At 38.1% G+C, this 25,584-nt stretch carries 30 protein-coding genes; 16 read left to right on the plus strand and 14 right to left on the minus strand.

Going from position 1 to position 25,584, the window contains the following annotated elements:
• Positions 1–157: 157 nt before the first annotated feature.
• A complete protein-coding gene (locus PL9631_RS27300) occupies positions 158–370 on the minus strand; it encodes a helix-turn-helix domain-containing protein (RefSeq protein ID WP_083617911.1) in 213 nt (70 codons plus the stop codon).
• A 229-nt stretch (positions 371–599) separates the two neighbouring features.
• Between PL9631_RS27300 and PL9631_RS05670 the strand changes: the two genes are divergently transcribed.
• The 6 genes from PL9631_RS05670 (at position 600) to PL9631_RS05695 (ending at position 6,050) form a co-directional block, all read left to right on the plus strand.
• On the plus strand, positions 600–1,304 hold the full coding sequence (locus PL9631_RS05670) for a hypothetical protein (protein WP_083617913.1): 705 nt from the start codon (positions 600–602) through the stop codon (positions 1,302–1,304).
• Positions 1,305–1,436: 132 nt separating this feature from the next.
• On the plus strand, positions 1,437–1,931 hold the full coding sequence (locus PL9631_RS05675; RefSeq protein WP_083617915.1) for a hypothetical protein: 495 nt from the start codon (positions 1,437–1,439) through the stop codon (positions 1,929–1,931).
• Between the two features lie 117 nt (positions 1,932–2,048).
• A complete protein-coding gene (locus PL9631_RS05680; RefSeq protein ID WP_156090466.1) occupies positions 2,049–2,315 on the plus strand; it encodes a hypothetical protein in 267 nt (88 codons plus the stop codon).
• Positions 2,276–2,587, plus strand: a complete 312-nt coding sequence (locus PL9631_RS05685; RefSeq protein ID WP_083617917.1) for a hypothetical protein — start codon at positions 2,276–2,278, stop codon at positions 2,585–2,587. The genes PL9631_RS05680 and PL9631_RS05685 overlap by 40 nt, the downstream gene beginning before the upstream one ends.
• Complete coding sequence (locus tag PL9631_RS05690) at positions 2,572–3,258, plus strand: hypothetical protein (RefSeq protein WP_083617919.1); 687 nt, start codon at positions 2,572–2,574, stop codon at positions 3,256–3,258. The genes PL9631_RS05685 and PL9631_RS05690 overlap by 16 nt, the downstream gene beginning before the upstream one ends.
• Before the next feature lie 362 nt (positions 3,259–3,620).
• The gene (locus tag PL9631_RS05695; protein WP_083617921.1) at positions 3,621–6,050 is read left to right on the plus strand and encodes a VapE domain-containing protein; all 2,430 of its coding nucleotides are present in this window, start codon (positions 3,621–3,623) and stop codon (positions 6,048–6,050) included.
• A gap of 58 nt (positions 6,051–6,108) precedes the next feature.
• Here PL9631_RS05695 and PL9631_RS05700 read toward each other — a convergent pair whose 3' ends face one another.
• The 5 genes from PL9631_RS05700 to PL9631_RS05720 form a co-directional block, all read right to left on the minus strand.
• Positions 6,109–7,515, minus strand: coding sequence for a site-specific integrase (locus tag PL9631_RS05700; protein ID WP_083617923.1), 1,407 nt, complete (start codon positions 7,513–7,515; stop codon positions 6,109–6,111).
• Between the two features lie 138 nt (positions 7,516–7,653).
• Positions 7,654–7,881 carry a type II toxin-antitoxin system HigB family toxin gene (locus tag PL9631_RS27305; protein WP_083617925.1) on the minus strand — a complete coding sequence of 76 codons (228 nt, stop codon included), beginning with the start codon at positions 7,879–7,881 and terminating at the stop codon, positions 7,654–7,656.
• Positions 7,882–8,052: 171 nt separating this feature from the next.
• On the minus strand, positions 8,053–8,397 hold the full coding sequence (locus tag PL9631_RS05710) for a carbon dioxide-concentrating mechanism protein CcmK (protein ID WP_079676654.1): 345 nt from the start codon (positions 8,395–8,397) through the stop codon (positions 8,053–8,055).
• Between the two features lie 71 nt (positions 8,398–8,468).
• The gene (locus PL9631_RS05715) at positions 8,469–8,777 is read right to left on the minus strand and encodes a BMC domain-containing protein (protein WP_083617927.1); all 309 of its coding nucleotides are present in this window, start codon (positions 8,775–8,777) and stop codon (positions 8,469–8,471) included.
• A gap of 278 nt (positions 8,778–9,055) precedes the next feature.
• Complete coding sequence (locus tag PL9631_RS05720; RefSeq protein WP_331281244.1) at positions 9,056–9,835, minus strand: transposase family protein; 780 nt, start codon at positions 9,833–9,835, stop codon at positions 9,056–9,058.
• Between the two features lie 69 nt (positions 9,836–9,904).
• Between PL9631_RS05720 and PL9631_RS05725 the strand changes: the two genes are divergently transcribed.
• The 3 genes from PL9631_RS05725 (at position 9,905) to PL9631_RS05735 (ending at position 11,789) form a co-directional block, all read left to right on the plus strand.
• Complete coding sequence (locus tag PL9631_RS05725; protein WP_331281250.1) at positions 9,905–10,195, plus strand: Uma2 family endonuclease; 291 nt, start codon at positions 9,905–9,907, stop codon at positions 10,193–10,195.
• Between the two features lie 105 nt (positions 10,196–10,300).
• The gene (locus PL9631_RS05730; protein ID WP_083617277.1) at positions 10,301–11,314 is read left to right on the plus strand and encodes an IS701 family transposase; all 1,014 of its coding nucleotides are present in this window, start codon (positions 10,301–10,303) and stop codon (positions 11,312–11,314) included.
• A 202-nt stretch (positions 11,315–11,516) separates the two neighbouring features.
• Positions 11,517–11,789 carry a Uma2 family endonuclease gene (locus PL9631_RS05735; protein ID WP_083617931.1) on the plus strand — a complete coding sequence of 91 codons (273 nt, stop codon included), beginning with the start codon at positions 11,517–11,519 and terminating at the stop codon, positions 11,787–11,789.
• 67 nt (positions 11,790–11,856) lie between these two features.
• Here the strand turns inward: PL9631_RS05735 and mtnA are convergent, their stop codons facing one another.
• The 4 genes from mtnA to PL9631_RS05755 form a co-directional block, all read right to left on the minus strand.
• On the minus strand, positions 11,857–12,909 hold the full coding sequence (gene mtnA / locus PL9631_RS05740; protein ID WP_083617933.1) for an S-methyl-5-thioribose-1-phosphate isomerase: 1,053 nt from the start codon (positions 12,907–12,909) through the stop codon (positions 11,857–11,859).
• An 88-nt stretch (positions 12,910–12,997) separates the two neighbouring features.
• The gene (locus tag PL9631_RS05745) at positions 12,998–13,594 is read right to left on the minus strand and encodes a Uma2 family endonuclease (RefSeq protein ID WP_197046276.1); all 597 of its coding nucleotides are present in this window, start codon (positions 13,592–13,594) and stop codon (positions 12,998–13,000) included.
• Positions 13,595–13,673: 79 nt separating this feature from the next.
• Positions 13,674–14,900, minus strand: a complete 1,227-nt coding sequence (locus PL9631_RS05750; protein WP_083617935.1) for an NAD(P)/FAD-dependent oxidoreductase — start codon at positions 14,898–14,900, stop codon at positions 13,674–13,676.
• Positions 14,901–15,005: 105 nt separating this feature from the next.
• Entirely contained in the window at positions 15,006–15,542 is a 537-nt protein-coding gene (locus PL9631_RS05755; protein ID WP_083617937.1) for a hypothetical protein, read from the minus strand.
• Positions 15,543–15,942: 400 nt separating this feature from the next.
• Between PL9631_RS05755 and PL9631_RS05760 the strand changes: the two genes are divergently transcribed.
• Positions 15,943–16,167, plus strand: coding sequence for a hypothetical protein (locus tag PL9631_RS05760; protein ID WP_231516649.1), 225 nt, complete (start codon positions 15,943–15,945; stop codon positions 16,165–16,167).
• Positions 16,167–16,442: a type II toxin-antitoxin system RelE family toxin gene (locus PL9631_RS05765; protein WP_231516650.1), complete on the plus strand. Its 276-nt coding sequence runs from the start codon at positions 16,167–16,169 to the stop codon at positions 16,440–16,442. The genes PL9631_RS05760 and PL9631_RS05765 overlap by 1 nt, the downstream gene beginning before the upstream one ends.
• Before the next feature lie 175 nt (positions 16,443–16,617).
• On the opposite strand, the gene PL9631_RS05770 is transcribed toward PL9631_RS05765, so the two are convergent.
• On the minus strand, positions 16,618–16,827 hold the full coding sequence (locus PL9631_RS05770; RefSeq protein ID WP_083617939.1) for a hypothetical protein: 210 nt from the start codon (positions 16,825–16,827) through the stop codon (positions 16,618–16,620).
• A 290-nt stretch (positions 16,828–17,117) separates the two neighbouring features.
• Here PL9631_RS05770 and PL9631_RS05775 point away from each other — a divergent pair, with 290 nt between their 5' ends.
• On the plus strand, positions 17,118–18,500 hold the full coding sequence (locus PL9631_RS05775) for an NB-ARC domain-containing protein (protein ID WP_197046277.1): 1,383 nt from the start codon (positions 17,118–17,120) through the stop codon (positions 18,498–18,500).
• A 30-nt stretch (positions 18,501–18,530) separates the two neighbouring features.
• Here the strand turns inward: PL9631_RS05775 and PL9631_RS05780 are convergent, their stop codons facing one another.
• The 3 genes from PL9631_RS05780 to PL9631_RS05790 all read right to left on the minus strand — a co-directional run bounded on the left by PL9631_RS05780 (position 18,531) and on the right by PL9631_RS05790 (position 20,451).
• Positions 18,531–18,917 carry a type II toxin-antitoxin system VapC family toxin gene (locus tag PL9631_RS05780; RefSeq protein ID WP_083617941.1) on the minus strand — a complete coding sequence of 129 codons (387 nt, stop codon included), beginning with the start codon at positions 18,915–18,917 and terminating at the stop codon, positions 18,531–18,533.
• Position 18,918: 1 nt separating this feature from the next.
• Positions 18,919–19,161 (minus strand): hypothetical protein, encoded by a 243-nt coding sequence (locus PL9631_RS05785; protein ID WP_083617943.1) that lies wholly within the window; start codon positions 19,159–19,161, stop codon positions 18,919–18,921.
• A gap of 114 nt (positions 19,162–19,275) precedes the next feature.
• A complete protein-coding gene (locus PL9631_RS05790; protein WP_083617951.1) occupies positions 19,276–20,451 on the minus strand; it encodes an aminotransferase class V-fold PLP-dependent enzyme in 1,176 nt (391 codons plus the stop codon).
• Between the two features lie 125 nt (positions 20,452–20,576).
• Here PL9631_RS05790 and PL9631_RS05795 point away from each other — a divergent pair, with 125 nt between their 5' ends.
• From PL9631_RS05795 to PL9631_RS05810, 4 genes are all read left to right on the plus strand, one after another.
• Entirely contained in the window at positions 20,577–22,127 is a 1,551-nt protein-coding gene (locus tag PL9631_RS05795; RefSeq protein WP_083617953.1) for a TM0106 family RecB-like putative nuclease, read from the plus strand.
• Positions 22,128–22,179: 52 nt separating this feature from the next.
• Complete coding sequence (locus PL9631_RS05800) at positions 22,180–22,653, plus strand: YidH family protein (protein ID WP_083617955.1); 474 nt, start codon at positions 22,180–22,182, stop codon at positions 22,651–22,653.
• Between the two features lie 50 nt (positions 22,654–22,703).
• Positions 22,704–23,831 carry an esterase-like activity of phytase family protein gene (locus PL9631_RS05805; protein ID WP_083617957.1) on the plus strand — a complete coding sequence of 376 codons (1,128 nt, stop codon included), beginning with the start codon at positions 22,704–22,706 and terminating at the stop codon, positions 23,829–23,831.
• Between the two features lie 705 nt (positions 23,832–24,536).
• The gene (locus PL9631_RS05810) at positions 24,537–25,520 is read left to right on the plus strand and encodes a GNAT family N-acetyltransferase (protein WP_083617959.1); all 984 of its coding nucleotides are present in this window, start codon (positions 24,537–24,539) and stop codon (positions 25,518–25,520) included.
• Positions 25,521–25,584 lie beyond the last annotated feature (64 nt).

A 25,584-nucleotide genomic window follows, 5' to 3' on the forward strand; every position in this document is an offset into this window, starting at 1 on the left:
TACACAACCACCCTTAGCAGTTTTATCCTAAATAGCTTGTAACCATTACCCCATAAGCATTACAACACTTACACAGCCTACACGGTGAAAATAATCAAAAAATAACCCCTGATAGATAGTTAGTCAGGGGTTTTAATGTTTGGGGGGTGATGGTGGGTTAGTCTACTTGCTCTACCCATTCTAATAACTCGCTAGGTTGGACTCTGTATCTATCACAGATTCTACTTAACACGGATGACGAGGGTAGCTGTTCTGGGTTGTTGTACAGATCGTAAGCTGTTTTAGGAGCAAGCCCTACGTCCTTCCAGAGTCGGTAAGGGGTAATCTCCCTGTTATCACAAAAATGTTTGATTTTATTTATCACTGCCATACCTCAACTTTACCATTAACAGTATCCTAGCAGTTATTACTATATATATAGTAGTTATATCTAATTAGTATTACTTATCCGATAGCAGTAGGTAATAAGTATATTGTATTAATAAAGATAGCATTAATATTCAAATAGTAGTAATCTGTTAATAAATAACCCACTGGCGAAAAGTTTGGCGACCGACACCAGTGGGTACTCACCCCTAGTTATTAGGAGCATTTCAATTATGACACTGACAGAACTTAAAGCTAAAGCTACTGAATTAGGGTTAACCCCTGATGAAGTGCGTCAACACGGTAGCTTATCCAAAAAGGCAACCTGGGAGAGTGCTATTGATAATATTGAAACCGTTGAAGTTGAAACGGTAGAAAATATCGCTGTAACAGTCAATCAACCTACCGTTGAATATTTGCCCTTTGACAACCCTACCCATACCTTGATTGATGGGGAATGGGTGCTATGTTCTGAAACCGTTGACCCTAGCAAACTCCCAGAACTTGCAGAAACCGATCCACGTTTTGAAGCGTGGCAACCTTGGATGATACCCGGCGCGAACTTTACCGGAGCATGGCAAGTTTATGAAATTCTCTACTTTGATGTTTGGGGTAACTGCAACGCTAAAGGAGCCGATACCAAAGGATACTCGTTCCGAATTGAGAGTATCGTTAACACCGCAACGGATGATTATGTCCAAAAGTCCGAACCCATCCCGCCGTTAACTCCCCTAGGTGAAGCTAACCAGTTATCCGATTGTCTTGAATCCGATACACCCATTCGTGATCAACTGCTTTTAAAGATGATGGACAAAGGCTTGTCATTGCCAGATTTAGAGGAACTTGAGAACGCGCCCTTGGATGAAGATACCGCCGTTGTTTTCTTAACTCTATTAGAAGAAAGTGATCGGATGTTATCGGAGGCATTGGCACTATGAAACCCACAGGGATAATTGATTATTTGTTCCCAGGTTTGTTGTACCTACTTTGCTTCTTAGCAGGTTTCTATTTAGCAACTCACATCACTATCACAATATCGCTGTAACACTGATTCATAAGGAGATTAAGCTGTGCTCGGATTCTTACGCGGAGATGATTTAAAATCATCAACAATCGCACCCGTTGACGGTTCGCATAAAGGCATTGCTAAAGACAATGTTTTTAAACTTTCAGCTAGTAACGCAATTACACCCGATAACCCACCGGAAACAATTTTTGACACTTATCGGACAATGCCAGTTTGTGACCGAGTGAGGGAGTTTACCCCAGAAGAAGCGGACGGCCTGAGCGAGTTAGCACGGGTCAAAAAACAGAATGCTAAGGCTACTAAAAAAGCAGCTGATCAGCATGAAATCATCCTTAACAGTGAGGCGAAAATCAACCGACATGGGCAACGGATGATCCGTAATGAAGCTGAATTTGAGGTTAAAACTCAAGGCTATAAAGGCACAACCGCCAAAGCCTTGCAAGCAAAAAGACCGCGTTATGCAGCTATGGGTAAAGGTTTAGAAAAGTCTGAACAGTTAGCTGACCAAGCAATCGCTAACTTAATGGCTCAATTGTAACTGTTTTACATTGTAGATTCTACGAAGTAAAACTCAAAAACATAAACCCGTCCTTTCATGCCGGGACGGGTCAAATCAAAATGTACAACTACTGCACTAACTAAAAAGAATTGTAACATGATTGTAACACAAATTGAAAGACGCAAAATTGAGTTTTTCGTGTCAACAGATATCCCATTACCTGAATATTGTATCGGTCAACTGGTAGAGGTTTTTTCATCAGTTAGCTGGGATAACCCTAGTGAAAAGCGTTGGTTCCCAGCAAGGGTGACAGGCATGGAACACAGCCACAGCAAGTGGAGTTATCAAGTTCAATTCCTAAACTGTAGCGGTCAAGGTATTGAATGGGTCAACCCTCAAGATATGTGGCTATTAGAACCTTAACCAAAATGATCCAATTTTATCGCGTTGTCGGGTTCTTTTTATTGGTAGCTAGTGGTGCAAGTTTAGTTAGTTTACTGGCATTATTAATTACTCAATTGAGAGAACTCTTTTTTATTATTTCCTTACTGTGTTCTATTGGTTTAGGAATCGCAGGAACGGTTATCTATTACCGTAAAACCGATGATAAAGAATGGGTCTTGGGTTTAGTTTTTATTATCGGTTTAGCTACCGCCTTATCATTAGGGGGTGTCATTCAATGGGTTACTCAGTAATCAATCCATCTAGTAACGTAGAAGCAATTAAACAGAACTGGAAAACCCATCACTTAATTAACATTTTCCTGTTAACTACCTCACTCCCATTCTGGATTGCTACCCCGTTTTTAACCCGCGACGTAAACGCTAACAATTGGCATAAGTTTTTTAGATTTACCTCTATAACCTACGCAATTTTAGCGAGTGGCACATCACTCTACTTAACAACAAAGTTAGGAGAAATTAAGCCTAAAATTGACGCGATTAAAAAACGTGAACAAGCCGAATTTAAACACAGTTTAGCTAGTGACTTATTCTTGGCACAGGGTACGAATACCGCTATCGCCCAATATTTACTCACTGAGCGGGGTACTTCCCTGACTTCCCAAGGTGTAAGTGACCCGGAAGTGACACTAGAAGCCGATACTACCGTTTTTGATGAGGAAACTTCCCACACTTCCCAAACACCGGAAGTACCCACTTCCGACATTCCCGTAAGTGGAAGTAAACCGGAAACTGGGTTAAGTGTAGAAGCTGAAGAAATGTTTGAACTTGTAATTGATGCCTTAGAGGATGGTTACTCAGATACCAAAATAGTTGAGGAGTTAATGGGGTATAAAGGGAGAAGCTACAAAAAGGGTAAAAACGTATTAAACGAGATTAAACGTTTTATTGAGTTAAACGATTAATCATTTTTCGCGAAAAACCCGTTAATTAGTTTTTTACTCTAAATCAGTTATCAGTTTTTATTTGATTAAAAGTTAAAAGTGTACAGCAAGTGGAGTTAGCGAGAGTGTAATAGGAAACCTTAAAGGTTTCGTTTATCTTTCCCTAAACTTACACCCCCTAAAGTATTGATACAGAATGCCTAAACCCTAGGGTTTCCCTGTTCAAAAATAAATCTTTTTATTGTTGAAATTCTCTCGATAGTTGTGCTACTTTCAGAGAGTACCTTCTTACAAACGAAAAAGAGGCAACCCGTAAAAGCTACCTCTTTGAAGATATAAATAGAAATTCAAATAGATTAACCGTATAAAGGAATATTGATGATATGAACACCTCCACCAAGAATGTAAACAAAACACCGATGAGTAGTGCTGATACAAATAATTATAGTACAACTCACCAAAAAGCACAACCTTTAGGGGAACTCAAAAAAAATACTCGGTTAACCGTTACCCATTGGGACTACTTGGTTACAGAACGGGGTTTGCCGTTTGATTGGGTTATAGATAACTGCGAGTCAATGACTGCGGAGACCGCCACGGGGTATCTAGGATATGCACCCCCATCTAACGGGATTATGATCCGTAGCAGTAACGGTCAATGGCAGTTTAAACCGGATAGCCCAAAGGTCACAACTAAAGATGATGGGACTAAAAAGGTTTTAAAATACTTAACCCCTAGGGAAGATCAAGGGTATGATGCAATGCTCCTAACTCATCCTGATTATTCCGATTACTGGACTAACCTTGATAAGTTGAAGGAACGGGCTTACAAGATAAACGGTGTACCCTGTATTGCTATAACAGAGGGTGCGTTTAAGGCAATGGTGGTAATGGATAACGGTATCCCCTGTGTGTCTGTGCTAGGGGTTGAAATGGGTTTAACTCCTAAGAAAAATGACCCGCAAGAGAAACGATATTTAGTTCACGCCCTAGAAAAATTCGCTAAAGCGGGTTTTGGGTTCTTAATGATGTTTGACGGTGATAGCGCTACGAATATAAATGTTAAAAATGCGCTAAAAAAACTCGGTCATCAACTAGGATTGTTTAATAATCCTGTTTATGTAGCTAGTTGGAATATGACAAGCGAAAAAGATAAGGGTGTAGATGATTACATCCTTAACCACGGGTTCCCACAATTCCAGAGCGAGGTTTTATCAAAGGTTCAATCTTTTGCTGAATGGTTAACTAAGGTTGATCAGGAGTTTAAGGATAATGGGATTAATGCAGATGACTTACCTCAAAAAATAGGTAAACTGGGAGCGCAACGCACACAATTAAAACTAGTTGTTGGCAATAGACTCCGGCACAACGAATTAACCAAGGAAATTGAATTAGATGGGATATCAATAGGGTCTGATGACTTTAAACTTGAGTTAGATGAAACCTTTGGGCTTGAGTTAAAATGTACCGAGAGAGACTTAAAAGCTATCGTCATTAAAACCGCAAAGGAGAATAGTTATCACCCCGTTAGAGAATACCTTAGTCAATGCAATGAAAAGCATTCTGATACATCTATTCTTAACGGTTTTGCTAAACGGTATTTTGGAGTAAGTAACCCGTTATATGAAACGTTTGTTAGAAAGTTTTTGACTGGTGCTGTGGCAAGGGTTTTTGAGCCGGGATGTAAACTAGATACCATGCTAGTTTTACAAGGGGAGCAGGGTGTCGGTAAGTCTAGTTTCTTCAAAACTTTGGCAATAAAAGACAACTGGTTTTGTGACAATATAAGTATTAAAGATAGGGACAAAGATGAATTGTTAAAACTTCACCAAACATGGATAGCTGAAATTGCCGAATTAGATTATACATTCAGTAAGACAGATACAGGTAAAATCAAGTCATTTCTATCGACATCATCCGACAAACTTAGAACACCTTACGCCGTCAAAACAGAGTCAATGCCTCGTATGTGTGCTATGGCAGGCACAACAAACAGCTTAGGGGTGCTTAATGACCCGTCTGGTGCGCGGAGGTTTCATATAATTTCTGTTACTAAAGAAATCCCTATAGACTTACTAGAAAAAGAGTGTGACGCGATTTGGGGTGCTGCCGTACAATGCTATAAAAACGGTGAACTTTGGTGGTTAAATCGTGAGGAGCAAAAACAATCTAATGTTAATAATGAAGCGTATTCAAGGGATTCTCCCTGGTTAGATGACATTGAGAACTTCGTAGAAGACAAGATAAGTGTCGCTACCGATGATTTACTGAACGTGATGGGAGTTCAAAAAGACAACCTGAGTCAAACCAAGAGGGCTGAAATAGAGATAGCTGACATCATGCTAAAACTGAAATGGGTTAAAGCTCAAGGGATTAAAGATGACAACGGTATTCGTAGGCGTGGTTATAAGCGCCCTGTTGTAACGGTTCCCGATACGGAATCATCAGATACACAACCCCCTTACACGGCCCCCCCTAGTTGTGTAGATAGCTGTGTAAACTCAAACCCTGACACAGAGGGGGATACACAGTTTACACGGCCTACACAGCAAAATTGTCAAACTTCAGAAAATGTAAAATCAGAACCCATACCGACACCAAAACCAGAAGGGTTTAAGGTTGGTGACAAGGTGATAGAGGTGTTTCAACAGACTGTTGACGGGTATAAGTGGTTTGGTGTCGTTGTCACGATAGAGGAACCCAGAAGGGGAGACATGGGGGGTATCTACAAAGTCAGATGGGATAACGCACATACTACCGGGTTAATGAGCGATGTGTATGAGCATCAGATAGAACCCTACCAAGGGCATTAACAAAACTAGGGGGATAATCCCCCTTATGAAACGGTGTTACACTGTTAAAACTACTCTATCAGCAATTTTGATAGATAATCCTTAAAATATTATCAATATCAGTTAAACTAAAATTATTGTCAATTAACCGTTGTTTGGCTGTATCTATATCTAACGGTTGTTTTTTTGTTGAATTATTAATAATATCTAATTCAGTTTTTAAGTTTCTACGCTTCTTATATGTACCTGTATTCGTGGTTTCACTGTGTCCCATTAAACGCGATCTGATAGTAGTATTAATCCCACACATCTCTAATAATTGATTGTATAAATGTCTGAAAGCATATTTTTGAGTTATCGGACAATTATAACTATTCATACGTTTACTGAAGTTTAAATCAAAACCATTGGTTATAGTTTCGGGTTTACTATCTTTTTTAGGGTTATAAATCGGTAATAACGGATCACGTATTTTTAAATCATCCCAGAGGTATTTTAACGGTACTGGGTTAATGACTCTTAATCCTGTTTTAGTGCTAGTTCCAAAGTAAGTAAACTCACCGATTACCAAAGTACACTCAGGGTTATTGATTTTATCAGTTATCGGGTGAACCGTTACATTATCTTTAGTGTATGATTTATCTAAATTTAAACTAGCTGCAATCTCAGAGGGTCGTAAACCGTATAGTACGCACATAGCAGAAACCCACAACCAAGATCGCTTAGGGAGTATCCGATCCTCTCTCTCTAATAATTCAATACTTTTATACGCTTCTTTATACCAGATCAAAAAATCATCTAAGCTGATAGATTGTTTTTCATTAAAAATTGTTTGCTGCGAATTAACGTTTTTAATCTGTTTAATTAATTTAGTATTATTCGGGGTTAACTCAGCAATAGCTAACATTACCGACTTAACATCTTTATACGACTTAGTACCTACAATGAAACTATCCCAAACTGTTTTTATCTCATCCCAAGTAGGGTAACTATCCCAAGCGGTAAACCGATGAAATACCACACCATAGACACGGTTAAAGCTACTCCAATCATTTACACCACCGGGCGTGTTTTGATCCTCCGTGCGTTGTCTACCAGTGTTTCTATGCTTACCTTTAAAATAGTTGTCTTTAATAATCTCGAATATTTGCTTGTAAGTTAGCCTATCACTCTCTAAAGTATTACTTTTAACCTTTATATTGTCGTCATACCAAGCCCAGAAGTCTGATGATGTATTGTAGCGTTTTAACGCTTCTGATACCTTATAGGCTTTATCAAGTGCGTCCAGCAATCCCCTTCGAGTAAATTGTAAGGATAACCCTTTAGTTGTACGATTCCCGGTGTCAGGGTTAACGAATTGCAAAGATAGTGTTTTTCCGTTTTCTAGTTTAATCCTTACACCTTTGGGACATTGTTTCTGGGTACGCTTTAAATCTAGGAGCAAATCGGAATACTCATCATACACACCGCCAGAATTGTCACTCATTATTCACTCAATCCTTATATTCGGGTTAGGTATATTGAGTGATAGCGATCAACGACAGAATCAGTGTTGTAGGCTGTACCTAGGGTTCGAGTCCCTCCATACTCGTTACAAGGAAAGTGTTATTAAAATGGGTGGGCCTCAACCCAGAAAAGTTTGTTCAGTAACGCCAAAGCGAAAGTTGTTACCACTAATATTAAACACGGTATATGGTCTAACATAATCAGCCGTAGGAAAAATAGAGATTAAATTAGGGAAAGAATCAAAATCGTTTTCTGTGATTAAAACTACCCATCTTTCTAAGGAAGCTTTCGCATTAGGGTGTTTTCGGATGAATTTGGCTATTTTCCTTTGTCCGATCAAAAACATTTAGCTTCTTTGATTTTTTCCTTAAACTCATTTCAATATTATTGATAGTTTATACCGCCACCCTTCTACCCCTCTTTTGTTTGGGCGATATGGGGGAAATGACACCCTTGCAAACAATTAATCAAGGTTGTCCTTTCCTACTACAAAAGAGGGTTAATATCAATAAATGAATTAACGACCTCTGGGTAAAGTAAACCCTTCCGCCGCAGCCCGATATTCCTCAACATCTTCATTAAAATCAATCGGTAAAACAGCGACCACATTTTCATGGGGACGGGGAATAATCACCCAGGTTTCTAATGCCGCACCATAGGCTTTATCGACGGCTGCAATTCCGGCATCCATGGCGGTTTTTACTTCGGAAACATCGCCCCGAATCATAATTGTAAACCGTGCACTTCCTGCCCGAATATAGCCCACCAAGGTCACTCGACCCGCCTTCACCATTGCATCGGCGGCGGCTAAAACCCCAGGAAATCCTTTCGTTTCTAACGCTCCAACTGCTTGTTCTGCCATTGAATTTCTCCTAAATTAACTAGACTTTAAAAGTGTGGAAATTGAATATTTTTCGCAAAATAGAAATTATCTTAAGTGCGAAAACGTTCACTCAGTTCTGTGTAGCCAATAGACATAACATCTACAATGTTCTCAGGGGGGTTGGGAACAACGTAGTAAGTAATCACTGAACAGCCAAACGTCTTTTCTGCCGCTTCAACACCAGCTTTTACAGCAGGAACCACCTCCGATGTTGGGCCACGAACTGCTACTATAAACTCACCCCGTTCTGCTAAATCATAGTAAACCAGGGTAACTCGCGCAGCCTTGACCATCGCATCTGCTGCGGCTAAAATCCCCGGAAAACCCAGGGCTTGTATGACACCCACTGCCTCTGGCATTGAAGTCTCCTAGTAAAAACGAAACCGATCAAGATCATTGTACGACTCAATGGCACGTCAAGATAGGTTTACTGTTGTTAGCTATCCGGGGGCTATTGAGCGTAAAATGGATATTATGAAGTAATAGACATCTCCGAAAATCCTCAAACGCCCTCTATCGCTACTTTTTGAGCCTCTAGCACTCCTGTGCCGGGTTCTCCTAAAGTAACGGATTCATAGGCTTTTTCAGTTACATTAATAATAATTAATGAATTTTATTTCTGATATTCAATCATTTTTCAAAAGTATTCTGGGCAATTCTTAGATGATAATACAATCGCTCCTATTCGCCATCTTATTAGTCCACATACTGTCAAGATTACTGCTTCATAATTTTGGCTCTTTAACCGAAATCTTTCGGAAGCAACTCGATAAATTTTTATCAGTCTTATTAAATGTTCGACTACAATCCTTTGTTTGGCTTTTAACCGATTTTCTTCTCGATGTTCAAGGGATATTTCTTGATTCCTCGGTTTCTTATGTGGTGTATTAATTGCTGTTTCCCCTACATAAGCTTTATCCCCCCTGTATTTTTGATGATTCCCCAATTCCTCCCTTCTTTCTCTCCACAATTTCAGATCGCTTGTTGCTCCGGTATAACCCACAGCTACATCCACTATTTCTTTCCCGCTCGGCATGACAATGACTTGATTTTTAAACGTATGTGTTTTTTTCTTTCCTGAGTAATATTTTTTCTGCTCTTCGTTGTCTATTGGTCTTTGCATGGGCTGTTCATAGCTATCTACTATTAACTCAAATTCCAGCAGAATTTCTTCTACCCACTCCCAATCACTCTCGTTTTTTTTTACTTGCTCAACTAAACTGGCTGGCAGTAATTCTCTGAAGATTTTTATCCAGTTATGGAAAATATCATTCGCTGTTGATTCACTCACTTCAAACTGTAACCCTAACATTTGAAATGTGGGCATCTGATGCAGATAAATTAGAGTTAGTAAGATTTGTTCATCGACAATAGCCTTTTTGTTTGCTGGGGATTCTTGTCCAGATAGCCTCTTAATTTAGTCATCTCTCCTTGGGGTAAAATCTAATTTTACCATCAAGTATCCCTCCCCATTTTTATTTCGGAGATGTCTAATGATCAATTGAATATGACTCAAGCTCAAGTAAGATTTCAAAATTTTGAAGACTACTTATCTTTTGATGATGGTACAGAAAACTTGTATGAACTATTCAATGGAGAATTAATTCAAGTGCCTCCCGAGTCGGGAAAAAATGTTGCAATTGCTGGATTTTTGTTTGTACAATTTGCCTTGCTAATCGGTCATTTAAGAGTCAGAGGACAGGGTTTAGAACTAGAAGTCAGAGGAGAACCAAAAAACCGCTATCCAGACCTAACAATTACAGGACTTACGCAGTGACGCTATATGTAGCGTACTAAGGAGTTAGCGATCGCTAACCCAAAAGAAATCTGGAAACGGAGAATAAGGAATGTTAAAATAGCATCAGAATCTATGCCCAAAAATATGAGCATCAATTATCTATACTATTGCCAATATCTCCTGAGTAGCCAAATCAATTATACTCTAACCAACTTCGCTGAACATATTCAAGAGTTTAGCCATGATACAATTAATCGTTACTTGAATTCAGAAAACTTAACACCCGAAGTGATTTGGGAAAAAGTGCATTCAGAACTTCAGAGCCATCCCGAAGCTTGTTTAGTTTTTGATGATACGGTACTCGACAAAAGATTTTCCTCGAAAATTGAACTTGTCCGCCGTCAATATAGCGGCAATGAACATCGAGTGATTCGAGGAATTGGTTTAATAAGCTGTATTTATGTAAATCCTGAAACCGGATCCTATTCAGTGATTGATTATCGAATTTACGATCCAGATGGGGATGGTCACACCAAGCTAGATCATGTAGCAGATATGCTGAATGATGTCGTCTTTAAAAAAAAGATTCCTGTAGCGAAAGTGCTTATGGATAGTTGGTACGCAGCCCAAAAGCTAATGGCTTTGATTGATAATTTAGGGAAAATTTATTATGTTCCGCTCAAAAAAAACCGGCTGGTTGATGATACAGGAGGTCAAAAAAAATATCAGCCTATTGAACAGTTAATTTGGTCTGAAATTGAAGAAAAACAGGGAAAGCTAATCAAAATAAATAAATTCCCTAGAGATAAAAAAGTTAAACTATTTCGGGTAACTGTTTCTGCCAACAGAACGGAATATGTAGCTACAAATGATTTAAATCAGTCTTCAATAGATGAAGTCATCTCTCAATGTAAACTGCGATGGAAAATTGAGGAATTTCACCGAGAAATTAAACAATTAACGGGGATAGAATCTTGCCAATGCCGTAAAGCGAGTATTCAAAAAAACCACATTGCTTGCGCTTTATTAGTTTGGGTTTTTCTGACTCGTATGGCTAAGAAAGTTTCTCAAACTGTCTATCAGTTAAAAGCTAGTTTGTTAGCAGATTACCTGAGCCAAGAGCTTAAACATCCCTCTCTCAAGCTTTCTTTTATTTAGTTTACTTATCAATTCAAACACAGATTAATTCTCTTTTTATAAGCGCGCTCGCGTAGCGTGCCGGACGCATATCGCCCTTCTGTCTGAATCAAGCGATCGCCTGATCCTGAATGCGCTATATATAGCGTCCTTGCGTAAGTCCTGAATTATCCGAGAGGAACATATCGAACAATTAGAAAAGCGCAATACATTACGTTTTTTTATGGCTCCTCCTTTAGTTGTTATGGAAGTAGTTAGTCCTGGGGAATTACAAAGAGATAGAGATTATATTGCCAAAAGAATGCAATACCAAGATCGAGGAATTCCTGAATATTGGATTATTGATCCACAATTACAAACCGTATTAGTATTAAAATTGGTCAATAATTTTTATACGGAAATCGGCACATTTCAAGGAAGCGATCGCATTTTTTCCTCACAATTCACCAACATCAACCTAACCGCCGACCAAATCTTTATTGCTAGTTATCAATAAAAAAATAGACGGTAATATTAACAACCATCTATAACTCTTTAATACCCCTTAGTGCCTTTGTGGTTGATTAACTCATAGAGAATTGTTTCAATTCCCCGGGAATAACCGCCCCTTTTTCTGTTATAATAGCGGTAATTAATTCCGCCGGAGTCACATCAAAAGCCGGATTAAAAAATTCCACTCCTTCGGGACAAATTCGAGTAGTTCCTACCTGATAAAGTTCCGTAGGATCTCGTTCTTCAATCGGAATTTCATCCCCGGTTGCTAATTTAAAATCAACCGTTGATAAGGGTGCAGCTACAAAGAAAGGAACGTGGTGGGCTTTAGCCACAATTGCTAAACTATAGGTTCCAATTTTATTCGCCGCATCGCCATTAGCTGTAATTCGATCAGCCCCCACAATAACGGCATGAATTAACCCCTGTTTCATACAATGGGCTGCCATATTATCGGAAATTAATGTTACTGGAATTTGATCTTGTACACACTCCCAAGTGGTTAATTTAGCTCCTTGTAACCGGGGGCGAGTTTCATCAGCATACACTCGATTTAACCGTCCTGAATTCCATGCTGAACGAATCACCCCTAAAGCGGTTCCATATCCTCCCGTGGCTAAAGAACCCGTGTTACAATGGGTAAGAATATTTAGTTTTTCTGGGGTTTTAGGTAATACAATTAAACCCGCTTCTCCAATAGCAAAACAGGTTTTAATATCGTCTTCCCGAATCGTATTTGCTTTTTGTAATAAAGCTGTTTTAATCTCCTCAATTGTGCCGGGGGTTTCGGTTGCGGTTTGCAACATTTGATCAATTGCCCAAAATAAATTGACCGCCGTGGGACGGGTTGCCCGTAGGACTTGGGCTATGGTTTCTAGTTGGTTAAAAAATTCCTGACGGTCTGAAGTTTGAATCTCCCTTGCCCCTAAATATAACCCATAGGCGGCGGCGATCCCAATGGCGGGAGCCCCCCGAACAATCATGGTTTTAATGGCTTCTGCCATTTGTTGATAGGTGGTAATTTCTACCCGGGTATATTCATCGGGCAGACGGGTTTGGTCGATGAGGGAAGCGCGATCGCTTTCCCAAATAATCGGATAAACTTGAGTTAGAGTTGAGGTCATTTTTAGAGTTAAAGTTGATAGTAGAATATTGTTGCCAGTTATTTAATTATAAGTCTAAATTGAGCTTTAATAATGTAAAACTGACTCGTTAATTTTGTGTTTGTAATAGCTGTGATGCCCTCAAAGGAGAGGGCTGATTATAGTCTGATAAGAAGGCGGAATTTATGACCATATCCCCTGTAAAAATAGCCTGTTCATAGAGTCCCGTTACTAAACTAAATACGGTAATCTGTTGTTGGATGGGGTCAATAATCCAATATTCAGGAATTCCTCGGGCTTGATATTGTGATCGTTTATAACGATAGTCTCGCTGTTGATTTTCCTGACCAGGACTGACAACCTCCACCACCATTTGAGGGGGTGGCATATCTAGGGTAATTAAGGAGCGACTTGCCCCCTCCATCATCTGTACTAAGGTTTCTGTTAATACCATTAAATCAGGAATTCGTACCGTAGTTCGACTTCCCATCATGACCAATTCAGTTTTTAGGGTTAACCGAGAAAAGGAAACACCTAATTGCAGAAAATAGGCAAACAAAAAACAAGCAATACGTCGATTAATTTCGCTTTCAGTCGGCATTAATAGAAGTCTCCCATCCTCTAGCTCATAACCAGCATCGGTATCCTGATCATAATTGAGAAACTCCTGCAAGGACATGATTTTTTCAGTCGTTGCATGGGTCATCCTGGCTTGTCCTCCCATCAACCTATCGGGTGATCTTGATCTATTATAATCAAAATTAATCCCATAATCCCAAACAAAATTAGGTTAAATTGAGTTTAAGTTTTAATCTTGTCCAAATCTTACTAATTTTATACCGCAAATATTTGAACCCGGCTTTATATAATCGTTTAAAATCATAGTCAAATAAAATAGCCATTATATCTTCTGAAGATAAATCCTTCAGATAATAGACTCCCTTATCAATAGATTGATCACTATATTTTAAATATTTACTCAAACCCATTTGTTCTGACCAGTTCCAAGTTTGAGTATAGGTTTGTTTGATTTCTTGACGGTATCCGGCAAAATTAGTTATTTTTCCCGATAGATAATCTTGAATATATCCGGCAGCAATATTTGCATTTTGCATTCCGTGACGAATACCCTCTCCGCCTAACATATTCACCATAGAAACCGCGTCCCCAATGGCAATAATATTATCCTGATAATAAATATCTTCTAAACCACTAGAATATTTTAACATTCCCCCATGATGATTAATAATTTTATAGGGAATTTCTGTTAAATAATCCGTTAATAATAATTCCACATAGGAACGTAAAGTCTGAGTTTGATTGACCCATTCATGGGAACGATTTAATTGAGCAGACCCCACTTTTAAGCGATTATTTCCCATGGGAAAAATCCAAGAATATCCCCTGGGCATCCAACGATGACCTAAAAAGAAAATTAGATCTTGAGAATAGTTTTGATAATCCGTTTCTGAAAGTTCAATTAAATATTCAATTCCTGTTCCCGTTAAATAATTAGGTTGGGGTGCTTTTTTAGTATACATCACCGCCCGAGTCGGCCCGGTTGCATCTACTAAAACTTGAGTTTCTACTAAAATAATTTCCCCGGTAGACCGTTGTTTTAATTCAACCATTGTATTTTGATTCTCTTTAAAATGCCTAAGATAGCGATATCCCATCCAAACCTCGCCGCCATGGGTAGTAACTTCTGTGGCTAAAAATTCCCGTAATTTGGTAAAATCAAGAACAGCCCCCAAAGGTGTTGGAGACTGCCATTTTTGATGAACATTGGTAGTAATAATCACTAAATTTTGCCAAAAACTCCCGACCACAGTTTCCGGTAAATGGAAGTTTTCCAAAGTTTCTAACGGTGTAGCGGCACTGGAAAAATCATTTTTAGAAAAAGTTTCATGTTGTTCGACTAATAATACTTGCTGACCCGCCTGGGTGAGTTTTCTTGCACATTGACCTCCGGCTGGCCCCGCACCAATAATCACAACATCGAAACGTTTCATCGGAATAAAATCTCAAGTTTAAAGAGCTATTATAGTTTAACAAATTACTGTTAATTTGATCCGATGATTGGGGGTAGATGCCCAGAGGTCAATATTTTGCCCCGTTTAATTTTTAGAATTGATTTCTCCTTTGGGTTGAGGACTTTCTGAGGAGGTTACACTCGATGAAGATTGTAATATTATTGGGTTGAAAGCAGGAACTTGACAGGTGGCCGTATTGGTTTTTGGTAAACAAGCAATAGGTTGAGTCAAAATCGAAGGAATAGAAACAAATTCTCCTTCTAAAACAAAATCATCGGCATTCAAGACGACCCCTAAAATTTCTTGGGTGGATTTGATTTTAATGACAACATCATCAACCCTTCCATCTCCATCAAAATCCATTAATTCCTTATAGTCTAAATCGGTTTCACCAATGCCATCGGTTAACCCAATTTTATCCCCATCATTAAACCAATCAAAATCAGAAATCACAGAAACATGAAACATATTATGGCTGGCATCTTGGGTTTTTAGGATAAATATATCGGTATTGCCGTTACTACTGGGGGTTTGGGCATTTCCCGACATCGGCATGAACACACTAATCATAAAAGGAATAATTGTGGCAATTAAACAGGTGCGAACTCGATTTGAAATCATACATTTTCCTCATGCTTTGATTTCAGTCTACCGAGGAGTTTAATAGTTTCGGTGGTTAGTGAGTGCTACTATTCAAAGTTCTACAAGGTTGAGAGAAAATGGGGGGTCTATTTAAACGTAAAACCCTGATTAACTCAAGAAAAATCAGGGGTTTACGGGTTGTGTCCGTTGGTTGTAAAATGGACAGTTGGGAAATTGGAAAGTACACAAATATTGTACAACATACACTAATCGCTCTTTTTTTAAGACTGCGATGGGGTAGCCGCCGCCTGTCGGCATCGCTCTCCCTACAATTATCACGAATAAAATGCGATCATAGTTTCTTGTTGTGGGACGATAGATTTTCTTGCCGTATCACTTGCAGATCAGGTAGAATGACTAATAGTTTCTGAAGTCTAAAATGGAAACCATGCTGAATATTGAATATCTGACGAGCCAAGATGGAGAGGCGATCGCCGTGGTAATTCCTATTGCTCTATGGCGACAACTTTTGCCTGATGAAGAATCTTCCTTGGAGGAACTTGGGGAAGCGGTAGAAGACTATTGTTTGAATAAAGCGATGAATGAAGCTATTAATACTCCCTTACTTGATCGAGCGATGGCTTTGGCTTATCTTGAGGAGTAATGATCTTGGAAGTTCAATACCGTCAGGCTTTTTTAAAAGACTTGAAGCAACTTAAGAGTTCCACATCATACCAACGCATCTATGAAGTTGCGTTTACAACTCTAGCAGCTATCAACAGTTTGGAGGAGATTTCTGACATTAAATCCATGAAAGGTTACAGTCATCGGTATCGTATCCGCATCGGCGATTACCGTATTGGAATAGAGGTTAATGATGATTTTATAGAAGTGATGCGAGTTTTATATCGTCGAGAATTTTATCGTTATTTTCCGTAAGTTTTGGGAATTAAAATTTGTTCATGAGAAACGAGATCGCTTTCCCTACAATTATCATAAGAATGCGATCGCTCCTTTTTTAAGACTGCGATCAATTAGATTTATAAAGTAAATCAAAAAAGGTAGGATAGACGATTACCTACCCTACCTAATTTTGTACTGACTAAGGATTTAATTAGACAGAAATGCCATTTCCTCCAAGTGCTGTACCAGTCGTGGCTCCTATTTTTGCACCAACAGCGGCTCCTGCTGGGCCTGCAACTACCCAACCAATAGTTCCAGCTACAAGGGCTCCTGCAAGACCTGTTCCCAAAGCCTTTGCTCCTGCAATTACAGCAGCCTCTCCTGCGTTTTTCACAAGTTGAATCCAGTAATCGTCTCTCATTATTTCATCTCCCAGCAATATAATTATCGATTTAGATTGTAACTTTGATCTAAATGGAGGGTATAAAACGACAAGCGTTTAATCCCAAAATTTAGTTAAGTAGTAATACTTTCTATATGATGATTGAGAAATCTGATGTTTGTCTAGCTCAAAAATGTTCAATTTTGTCAACAACTTTTACTGTCTTTCAAACTATTTAATCTAGTTTTATACAAAAATATACAAAAATGTCTAAAAAAATCAGCCCATGTACGCTATAATACACAAAACTCTCCCATCTCCTAGCCCAAATGAACCTTAAAGAAATGTTAAAAGTGGCTGATAAAATAGTATTTGCTAAAACGGGTAGGCATCTTGATGATTTAGAGGAAGCGGTATTGCGGGGAACACTGGAACGGGAGACGTACAAACAAATTGCTAGGGATTTTGATTGTTCGGAGAGTAATGTGAGAAATACAGGATCAAAATTATGGCAGATTCTCTCAGAGAAGTTGGGGGAAGATGTTAATAAATCTAATTTTAAATCTGCAATAGAGAGGTTACAAGACTCTAATCTTTTCAACTTTGCACAAAATAATAATAATGTTAGTCATAGTTTTAATATTTGTGGAGAAAGTAGACATCCGCCTGATATACCCAACCCCTATCACCAAAATGAGAATATTTCTCAGTCTAAATCAACTGAAACTCTACATAATGATTTAAGTGAAATGCCTGATTTGGGTGCTTTTTACGATCGCACTCCTGAATTAGAAACCCTGACAAATTGGATTTTACAAGAACAATGTCGTTTGATTGCAATTACGGGTATTAGTGGTATTGGGAAAACGGCGTTAACGGTGAAACTGGTTCAACAAATTAAGGAGGAATTTGAGTCTGTAATTTGGTGTGATTTTGACTCATCGCCGACTTTAGCGGAATTTCAAAGTAACTTGATTCGGATAATTTCTCAGTCTGAACAGTTAGATTTATCTGCCAATAATCAGAAATTTTTACCTCTAATTAAATATTTACAAAAGTATCGCTGTTTAGTTATTTTAGATAATATTCAAAATCTTTTTAGTAGCGGCGAATTAGCGGGAAAATATAAACCAGAATATGAAGACTATCGCACTTTATTTAAACAAATCAAAGAATTACATCATCAAAGTTGTGTTGTGTTAACAGGTTGGGAACAACCTAGAATTGTAACTGAGGTTAAAAGCGAAAATTCTTTAATTCGGACTTTACGACTGACGGGTTTAGATATTGTAGCTGCACGGGAAATATTGAGCGATAATGGGTTAACAGAAATTACTCACTGGGATGCAATGATTCAACACTATCAAGGCAATCCCTTCTGGTTAAAAAGTATAGCAAATTTGATGCAGGATTTGGGAAAATGTGAAATTGAGGTGTTACTGAATAATACTCTATTGTTACCTGAAGATGTGAAAGAGAGTTTACAGCAACAGTGCGATCGCTTATCGGAAATAGAAAAACAAGTGCTATCTTTATTGGCGGAAGAAAGCTATCCTGTTAATTTAGTTAAACTGTTAGAAAATAGCAGAATTAATTCATCGGATTTAATTAATGCCCTACAGTCTTTATTAAAACGGTGTTTAATCGAACAACAAGGAAATTTTTATACTGTTTTACCTTTAATTAAGCAATATATAACGAGTACAAATTAGTTTTAAATAATTTAGTGGGTGATGGGTATCTCACGGATATTTCCATAAATTGAGTTCTGATATAAACCGATAATCTCGTTGGTTTTTACTCAGTAGGGGAATTTTGTACTCAATAGCTGTGGCAGCAATTAGAGCGTCTGGTATTAAGAGTCCATGACTAAGATAGTAATAATTAATCAGTTGTTCTGCTCTAATAGATATCTGTTGGTTTAGTTGGAGAATAATAAACTGTTTAAGGAATTTTTCTAAAGATTCTAATTCTCTTTTATTACGACATCCAACCATTAATTCTAATTTAGTAATTATACTAATTGTTAGCAATAATTTTTGCGATTCTTGCACAAGACGTTCTTGAGCAATTATGTCGTTATTTGCGAAATCAATTAAAATATCTGTATCAATTAGAATAGATTTCATGTTACTGATGCCAATGTTGTTGTCGGATATTTCTCACCCATTGCGTACTATTTTGAGTCTCTGGGCGATCGCTCCACATTCCAATAAAAGGTTGATCTTCTAATTGCAGAGAATTAATCGGGGGCTTTTGTTCTATTTCATAGCGTCTTTTTAAAACAGCGACCAGATCAGCAATAATTTCTTGAGCTTCTTCTGGTAGTTCTTGAATATCTATCAGTAGTTGTTCAGAAGAAAAGAGAGTCATATTAATTTTCGGGAAAATACAATGATTTGATGTTTAGATTATATTATAACAAATATAACCGATCATTAATGTAGTGGGGTGGTGCGTGATATACATCTGACGCACCGTAGGGGTTTAAGGAACAGCAATAAACTGGTTAATGGCGTCTATAAGTTGATCAATTTCTGAGGAGAGGGTAAGGTAATGAACACAAGCTCTAACGCAGTTAGGATCGAGGAGAGTTCTCAGGAAAATACCTTGGTTTTCTAAAGTATTAACTAAGGATTTATGGGATTTTCCATCAGTGAGTTGAAAGGAAACTAAACCCGCTTCTGGGGGAGAAGTTCTTAAACATTGAATTTGGGGAATTTCTGATAATTTTTGCCATAAATATTCACTATTTTGACAAATTTGTTGATAGCGTTCTGTTGCTGTTCCCTGTTGATGATGGAGAGCGATCGCCTGGCGTAAAGCCGCATATAATGGAGAAGCGGAAGTTGCCACTTCATAGCGTTTTCCATCCGGTGTCCAAGCGATGGGTTTTCCCTGTTCATCCCCCATAATACTCCGCCATCCGATAAAGGTTGGAGATAATTCTGATAAAGATTCAGCGCTAACATATAACCCCCCCAATCCATCGGGCCCACAAAACCATTTATGACCGGTAAAGGCATAAAAATCAACCCCAGTTTCTGTTAAATTGAGCGGTAAAACTCCTACGGATTGAGCCGCATCTACTAATACTTTTGTGTTATAATTATTGTGGCAAAGGTTAACAATTTCTGTCAAGGGCAATACTTGTCCTGTATTCCATAAAATATGACTAATGACTAATAGACGAGTATGGGGTTTTAAATACTTAGAAATCATCGCTACCGGATCACCTTGGTTTAAGGTTTCTCTCAAGGGAAAAAACGAAACTTCCAGATCAAAACGACGTTGAATTTCTTGAATAATCGCTAAAATTCCGGGGTGTTCACAATCAGAAATCAACAGATGATCTCCGGGTTGCCAATCAATTCCCCAGAGGGCAATATTGCAGCCTACAGTAACATTTTCGGTAAAAGTTAGGGTTTCTGGTGAGATGCCTAATTCCGTAGCCAGCAAATGGCGAGTTAATTGGGTTTCTTGGTTTTGCCATTGGTTGACTTTCCCCGAAAACGGGCCAGAGAATTGCATATATTTATACCCCTCAACAATAGCATCCATCGATATTTGGGATAATGGCCCTTGTCCGCCATAATTAAAATAGGCTTTATTCGTTAATGCGGGAAAATTTTGGCGATGGGTTTCTAGGGAAGGAATTGTCATAATATTGAAGGTTAGTTATTTTTCGTTAAGGAAGACGCTGTAGAGATGTTCCATGGAACGTCTCTACTAAGTTTAATCTGAAGGGGATATCTGATGTACAATTAATCATTGACACTTAAATAATTATGTTAATCACCGATAAACAACTGTTACTTTATCAACGCTGTCAGAGGCGGGCATTTTTAGATCGTTATGGCGATATTTCTCAACAAGATCCTCCGAGTGATTTTTTACTGAAACTAATCCAGGATAGTTTTGCCTATCAGCAAAGTATTTTATCAAATTATCCCTATTCTAAACTCAATTCTTTTTTTAAAAATTGGGAGTTGGGGGCAAAACAAACGATAGAATTAATGCAGCAAGGAGTGGAGCGAATTTATCAAGGAGTTTTACTTAAGTCCGAGGTAATTAATACTTCTGATTTCAGTTTAGATGGGTCATCTATAGAATCTGATGAGATGATTCAGATCAGATTATTGAGTTCTCCTGAATTATTGGTTAAACAGCCAGGAACTTCTGAATTTGGAGATTGGATTTATGTTTCCCAGGATATTAAGTTAGGTAAACGTCCTAAACTCGATTATCAAGTGATATCGGCGTTTCATGCTTATTTATTAACAGATATTCAAGGAATACAGCCAGAAACAGGCTGGTTAATTTTACGCGGAAAAGCACCTTATGCGGTTAATTTAGAGCAACGTCTGCCGCAGATGCAGAAGGTTTTAAATAATTATTTAATCATGGTGTTATCTCGTCAGGAACCGGAGGTTTTTATTGCGAGACAAAAATGTAATTTATGTCAATGGCATAGTTATTGTTTGGGTGTAGCGCGATCGCAAAATCATATTTCTTTAATTCCCGGGGTGACTCCAACCCGTTATTTACGGTTACAAGAACTTAATTTAACTACGGTTGAAACCTTAGCTAAAGCCACCCCTGAACAATTAGAAGTCTATCCCGAATTTGCCGAGGGAATTGCTTTACAAATTATCAAACAAGCAGAATCAAATTTAAGGAATAAAGCGATTAAACGTCGGGAAGAATTTATCAGTTTTGAACAAAATTTTAATTCTAGCGAATGGATTGATATTTTTAATGATAACTCTCAAACAAAATTAAAAAAATTTCCCGTTGAGATTTATTTTGATATTGAAGCTCAACCGGAATTAAACTTGGATTATCTTCATGGAATGCTGGTTGTAGATCACCGTTCAAATCAACAAAAATTTTATCCCTTTTTGGCAGAACATCAGAACCAAGAGGAACTAATTTGGAAACAGTTTTTAGAATTAGTTTGGATGTATCCCATCGCCCCTATTTTCCATTTTTGTGACTATGAACCTAAGACGATTAAACGATTGGCAATGGTTTATAATACGCCAGATTATTGGTGGAAACCCGTGTTAAAACGATTTATTGATCTCCATGCCAAAATGACGGAAACTGTGACCCTTCCGGTGGAAAGTTACGCCCTGAAACCCGTGGCGAAATGGTTAGGATTTGAATGGCGTGATCCGAAAGCAAATGGTGCTCAATCTGTTTGTTGGTATGAACAATGGTTAAAAACAGGCGATCGCAAATTATTGGATGCAATTGTTCAATATAATGAAGATGATTGTCTCGCTACATTTCATGTTAAAAAATGGTTAACAGAGTTTCTCAATGATTCGATATAATATAGATTAATTCGTTATGAAAATTATAGCGTTTTAAAAGAAAGTTAGATCTATGACTCAAGAACAAAAAACTGATCGTCAACGAGGACATCAAGCCAATGAACGGACGTTTTTAGCCTGGTTAAGAACCTCTATTTCATTAATTGCTTTGGGATTTGCGATCGCTCGCTTTAGTTTGTTTTTAAATCAATTAGAGATTTCCTTAACTCAACAAAATACTAGGATTCATCCTGTTTTTAACTCTAATAATATTGGAATTATTCTAGTAATTACCGGAATGATTATTATTGTAATTGCAGCTTGGAATTATAATCAAGTTTTTTGGCAAATTGAACAGGGAAATTATCAACCCAAGCGTTTATCAATCTGGATAATCACAGCTATTGTAGTCATTTTAGGGTTGATTAGCTTACCGTTATTTTTCCGTCGAGATTTACCTCAAAAAAATGCTCCTAATTCTTTGGACTTACAAAGTAATCGATCTTTACCTTTTATTGCCAATATTTTAATTGGGCTTCGATATTAATTTCCTATCCCTTAGATTATCTCGTAAAAATAAAAGCATAGGTGAATTTTATGCGAATTCTATTATCTATTTTATTCATAGTTTTAACCCTAACCTTCTTCTTGATTTTTAGTACCTCTAGTGTGGCGATTTCCACAATAATTGATTTTATGGGACAAGGGAATTTATCCACAGGATTGATCTATAATAATACAGAAGTCGGTGGTTTATCAGGAATAACCTATGACCCCGAACAACAGGTTTATTATGCCATATCCGATGACCCCAGTAATATAAATAAAGCTCGATTTTATACCCTAAAGATTGATTTAAGTTCCGGTTCCCTGGCGGAAACAGGGATAAGTGTAATTGGTGTAACTCCGTTATTAACAGAAACGGCAGAACCCTTTCTTAAGGATAGTCTTGATCCTGAAGGAATTGCATTTTCTGGAAATAGTGTTTTTATTGCTTCCGAAGGGAATTTTTATCAAAATATTCCAGCTTTTATTACGGAGTTTTCTTTGGAGGGTCAACTATTACGTTCTTTACCTATTTCTGATAAATTTATGGATGAGAATGGGAATAAAAATCAAGGACTCCGTTCTAATTTGTCCTTAGAAAGTTTAACCATAACACCGGATAAAAACTATTTATTTACAGCTACAGAAAACGCCTTAATTCAAGATGGAGACAAGGCGAGTTTAGATCGGGTAACTCCCTCTCGAATTTTGCGCTATAATTTGCAAACAAATCAACCGGATCGAGAGTATTTATATCTCACCGACCCCTTAGCCAATTCTTCTTTTATTGCAGAACAGTATAATAGACAGGGTTTAGTTGATATATTGGCAATTGACGATCAGCATTTAATTAGTTTAGAACGATCTTTTTCCTTGGGTTTAGGATATACGATTAAATTATTTTTAGTTAACTTAGAGCCAGCCGATAATATTCAAGAATTGGAGAGTATAAAACAAGCAAAATCAGCAATTATACCCGCAGAAAAAACATTATTACTCAATTTAAACCGTTTAAATATTTTGATTGATAATATAGAAGGATTAACGTGGGGTTCTCCCTTACCTGAAGGTGGGCGATCGCTCATTCTCATCAGTGATAATAACTTTATGAGTTTACAAACCACCCAAATTATCGCATTAAGAATCAATCCCAACGTAGTAAGCCCTTCAGGGCTTTGAGGCGTGAAGGGCTCACTACAAGAGGTAGTAAGCCCTTCAGGGCTTTGAGGCATGGCTTTGAGTCCTGAAGGGCTCACTACAAGAGCATAACCAAATCTTAACCTTAGAACCCTTGACAACTGATTGGGGTGATCGGCTATCTTTGAAGTAGAAACATCTGTAATCCGTCCCGCGCTCTCAAATGGAATCGTCCAGCCTGCAATTGTTGGGTCTGAGAGGGGCTCGAAAATCAAACCTCATTGGGGGTGAAATTCTTCTTTACCTAGCGACATAGCACCTTTTTAGTCAGATTATTAAGACTTTTATATCGGGTTTGGTGACTTTCCAAGGGCCAGTGGTCGAACTGGCAATACCCATTTAACCTGTGTATAAAGTCAAGTTAAGAGAACAAAATTTAATTAATTTATTAACCCATTTTTATGAGTGTCTAACTCGATAAAACCTGAACATTTCTGTGGGACAAACACAGAGCAGAGTTTTATCATCATAATTGCTTTTTAACTCCAAAACCATACGGATTTCAGTCGAGAAACCTCCATATTCAGGTGTTTCTGGCAGTATTGGGGTTTAGTTTAAAACTTTCCGTTATTAAGATTAACGGAGAAAAATCAAGGGTTGTGTTTCTACCGCAACCGCCAGTTTTTGGTACAAATTTTTCAGTTCAAGATTAAGTCAAAACCATCCGAATATTCGGAACAGTTTGTTATGAATACCTTAATAATTAAATCCTACGAAGGTCAAAAAGATTGGTCTGCGATCGCCCATTTATTTAAAGCCTGTCAAACCGTCGATCATCTTAGCGAAGATGAAAGTTTAGCCGACTTAAAATTAGGTCTATCTTCTCCTAACGTTAATCCTCAAAAAGATATTCGTCTGTGGACAGATACAGAAAATCAACTTTTAGGGTTAATGGGCATTGAACCTTTAGCCTCTAAAATGGTAATTGATGGATATTTTGGTTTATATATTCATCCGAGTATCCGCTCTAGCAATTTAGGAAAAGAAATGTTGCGTTGGTGCGAAACTCGCCTGCGGGAAATCGGACAACAAAAACAACAATCGGTACAACTCCGAACCTACACTTTAGAAAACCAAAGCCAACAAAATCAACTCCTAAAAAAACAAGGATTCAAAGTAGATCGTCAATTTATTACCATGGCGAAATCCTTAGAATCTCCCCTTTTTATCCCCCCATTTCCTTCGGATTTTAGCTTATCCCATTGCCAAGGAAAACCCGATATTTCTACTTGGGTCGATTTATTTAATGAATCCTTTATTGATCATTGGGATCATCATGAACTCACCCTAGAACAAGCCCAATATTGGCAGAATCAACCTGAATATCAACCGGAATTAGATTTAGTCGCCGTTGCTCCTAATGGAACCTTTGCAGCCTTCTGTAAATGTCAATTAACCTCTGATCAAATCGGTTGGATTGAATGGTTAGGAACTCGACGGGGATTTCGGAAATTAGGCCTAGGGAAAGCCATGCTCTTTGCGGGTTTATCCCAACTGCAAAAAGCCGGAGCCACCACCGCCAAACTCAGCGTCGATGCCGATAGTTTGACCGGAGCAACTAAACTTTATGAATCCGTTGGTTTCCAACCCGTAGCCACTTGGTTATCCTGGGTAAAACCCTTATCCCGTCAAAATCTCAGCCAACTTTTTCCCCAACAAGCCACGGCTTAAAGAAGGTATACAATAGGTACAGACGTGCCATGGCGCGACAGGGGTTATCTATCCTCCCCCTGCT

The sequence above is a fragment of the Planktothrix paucivesiculata PCC 9631 genome, assembly GCF_900009265.2.
In the GTDB taxonomy this organism is placed as follows: Bacteria; Cyanobacteriota; Cyanobacteriia; order Cyanobacteriales; family Microcoleaceae; genus Planktothrix; species Planktothrix paucivesiculata.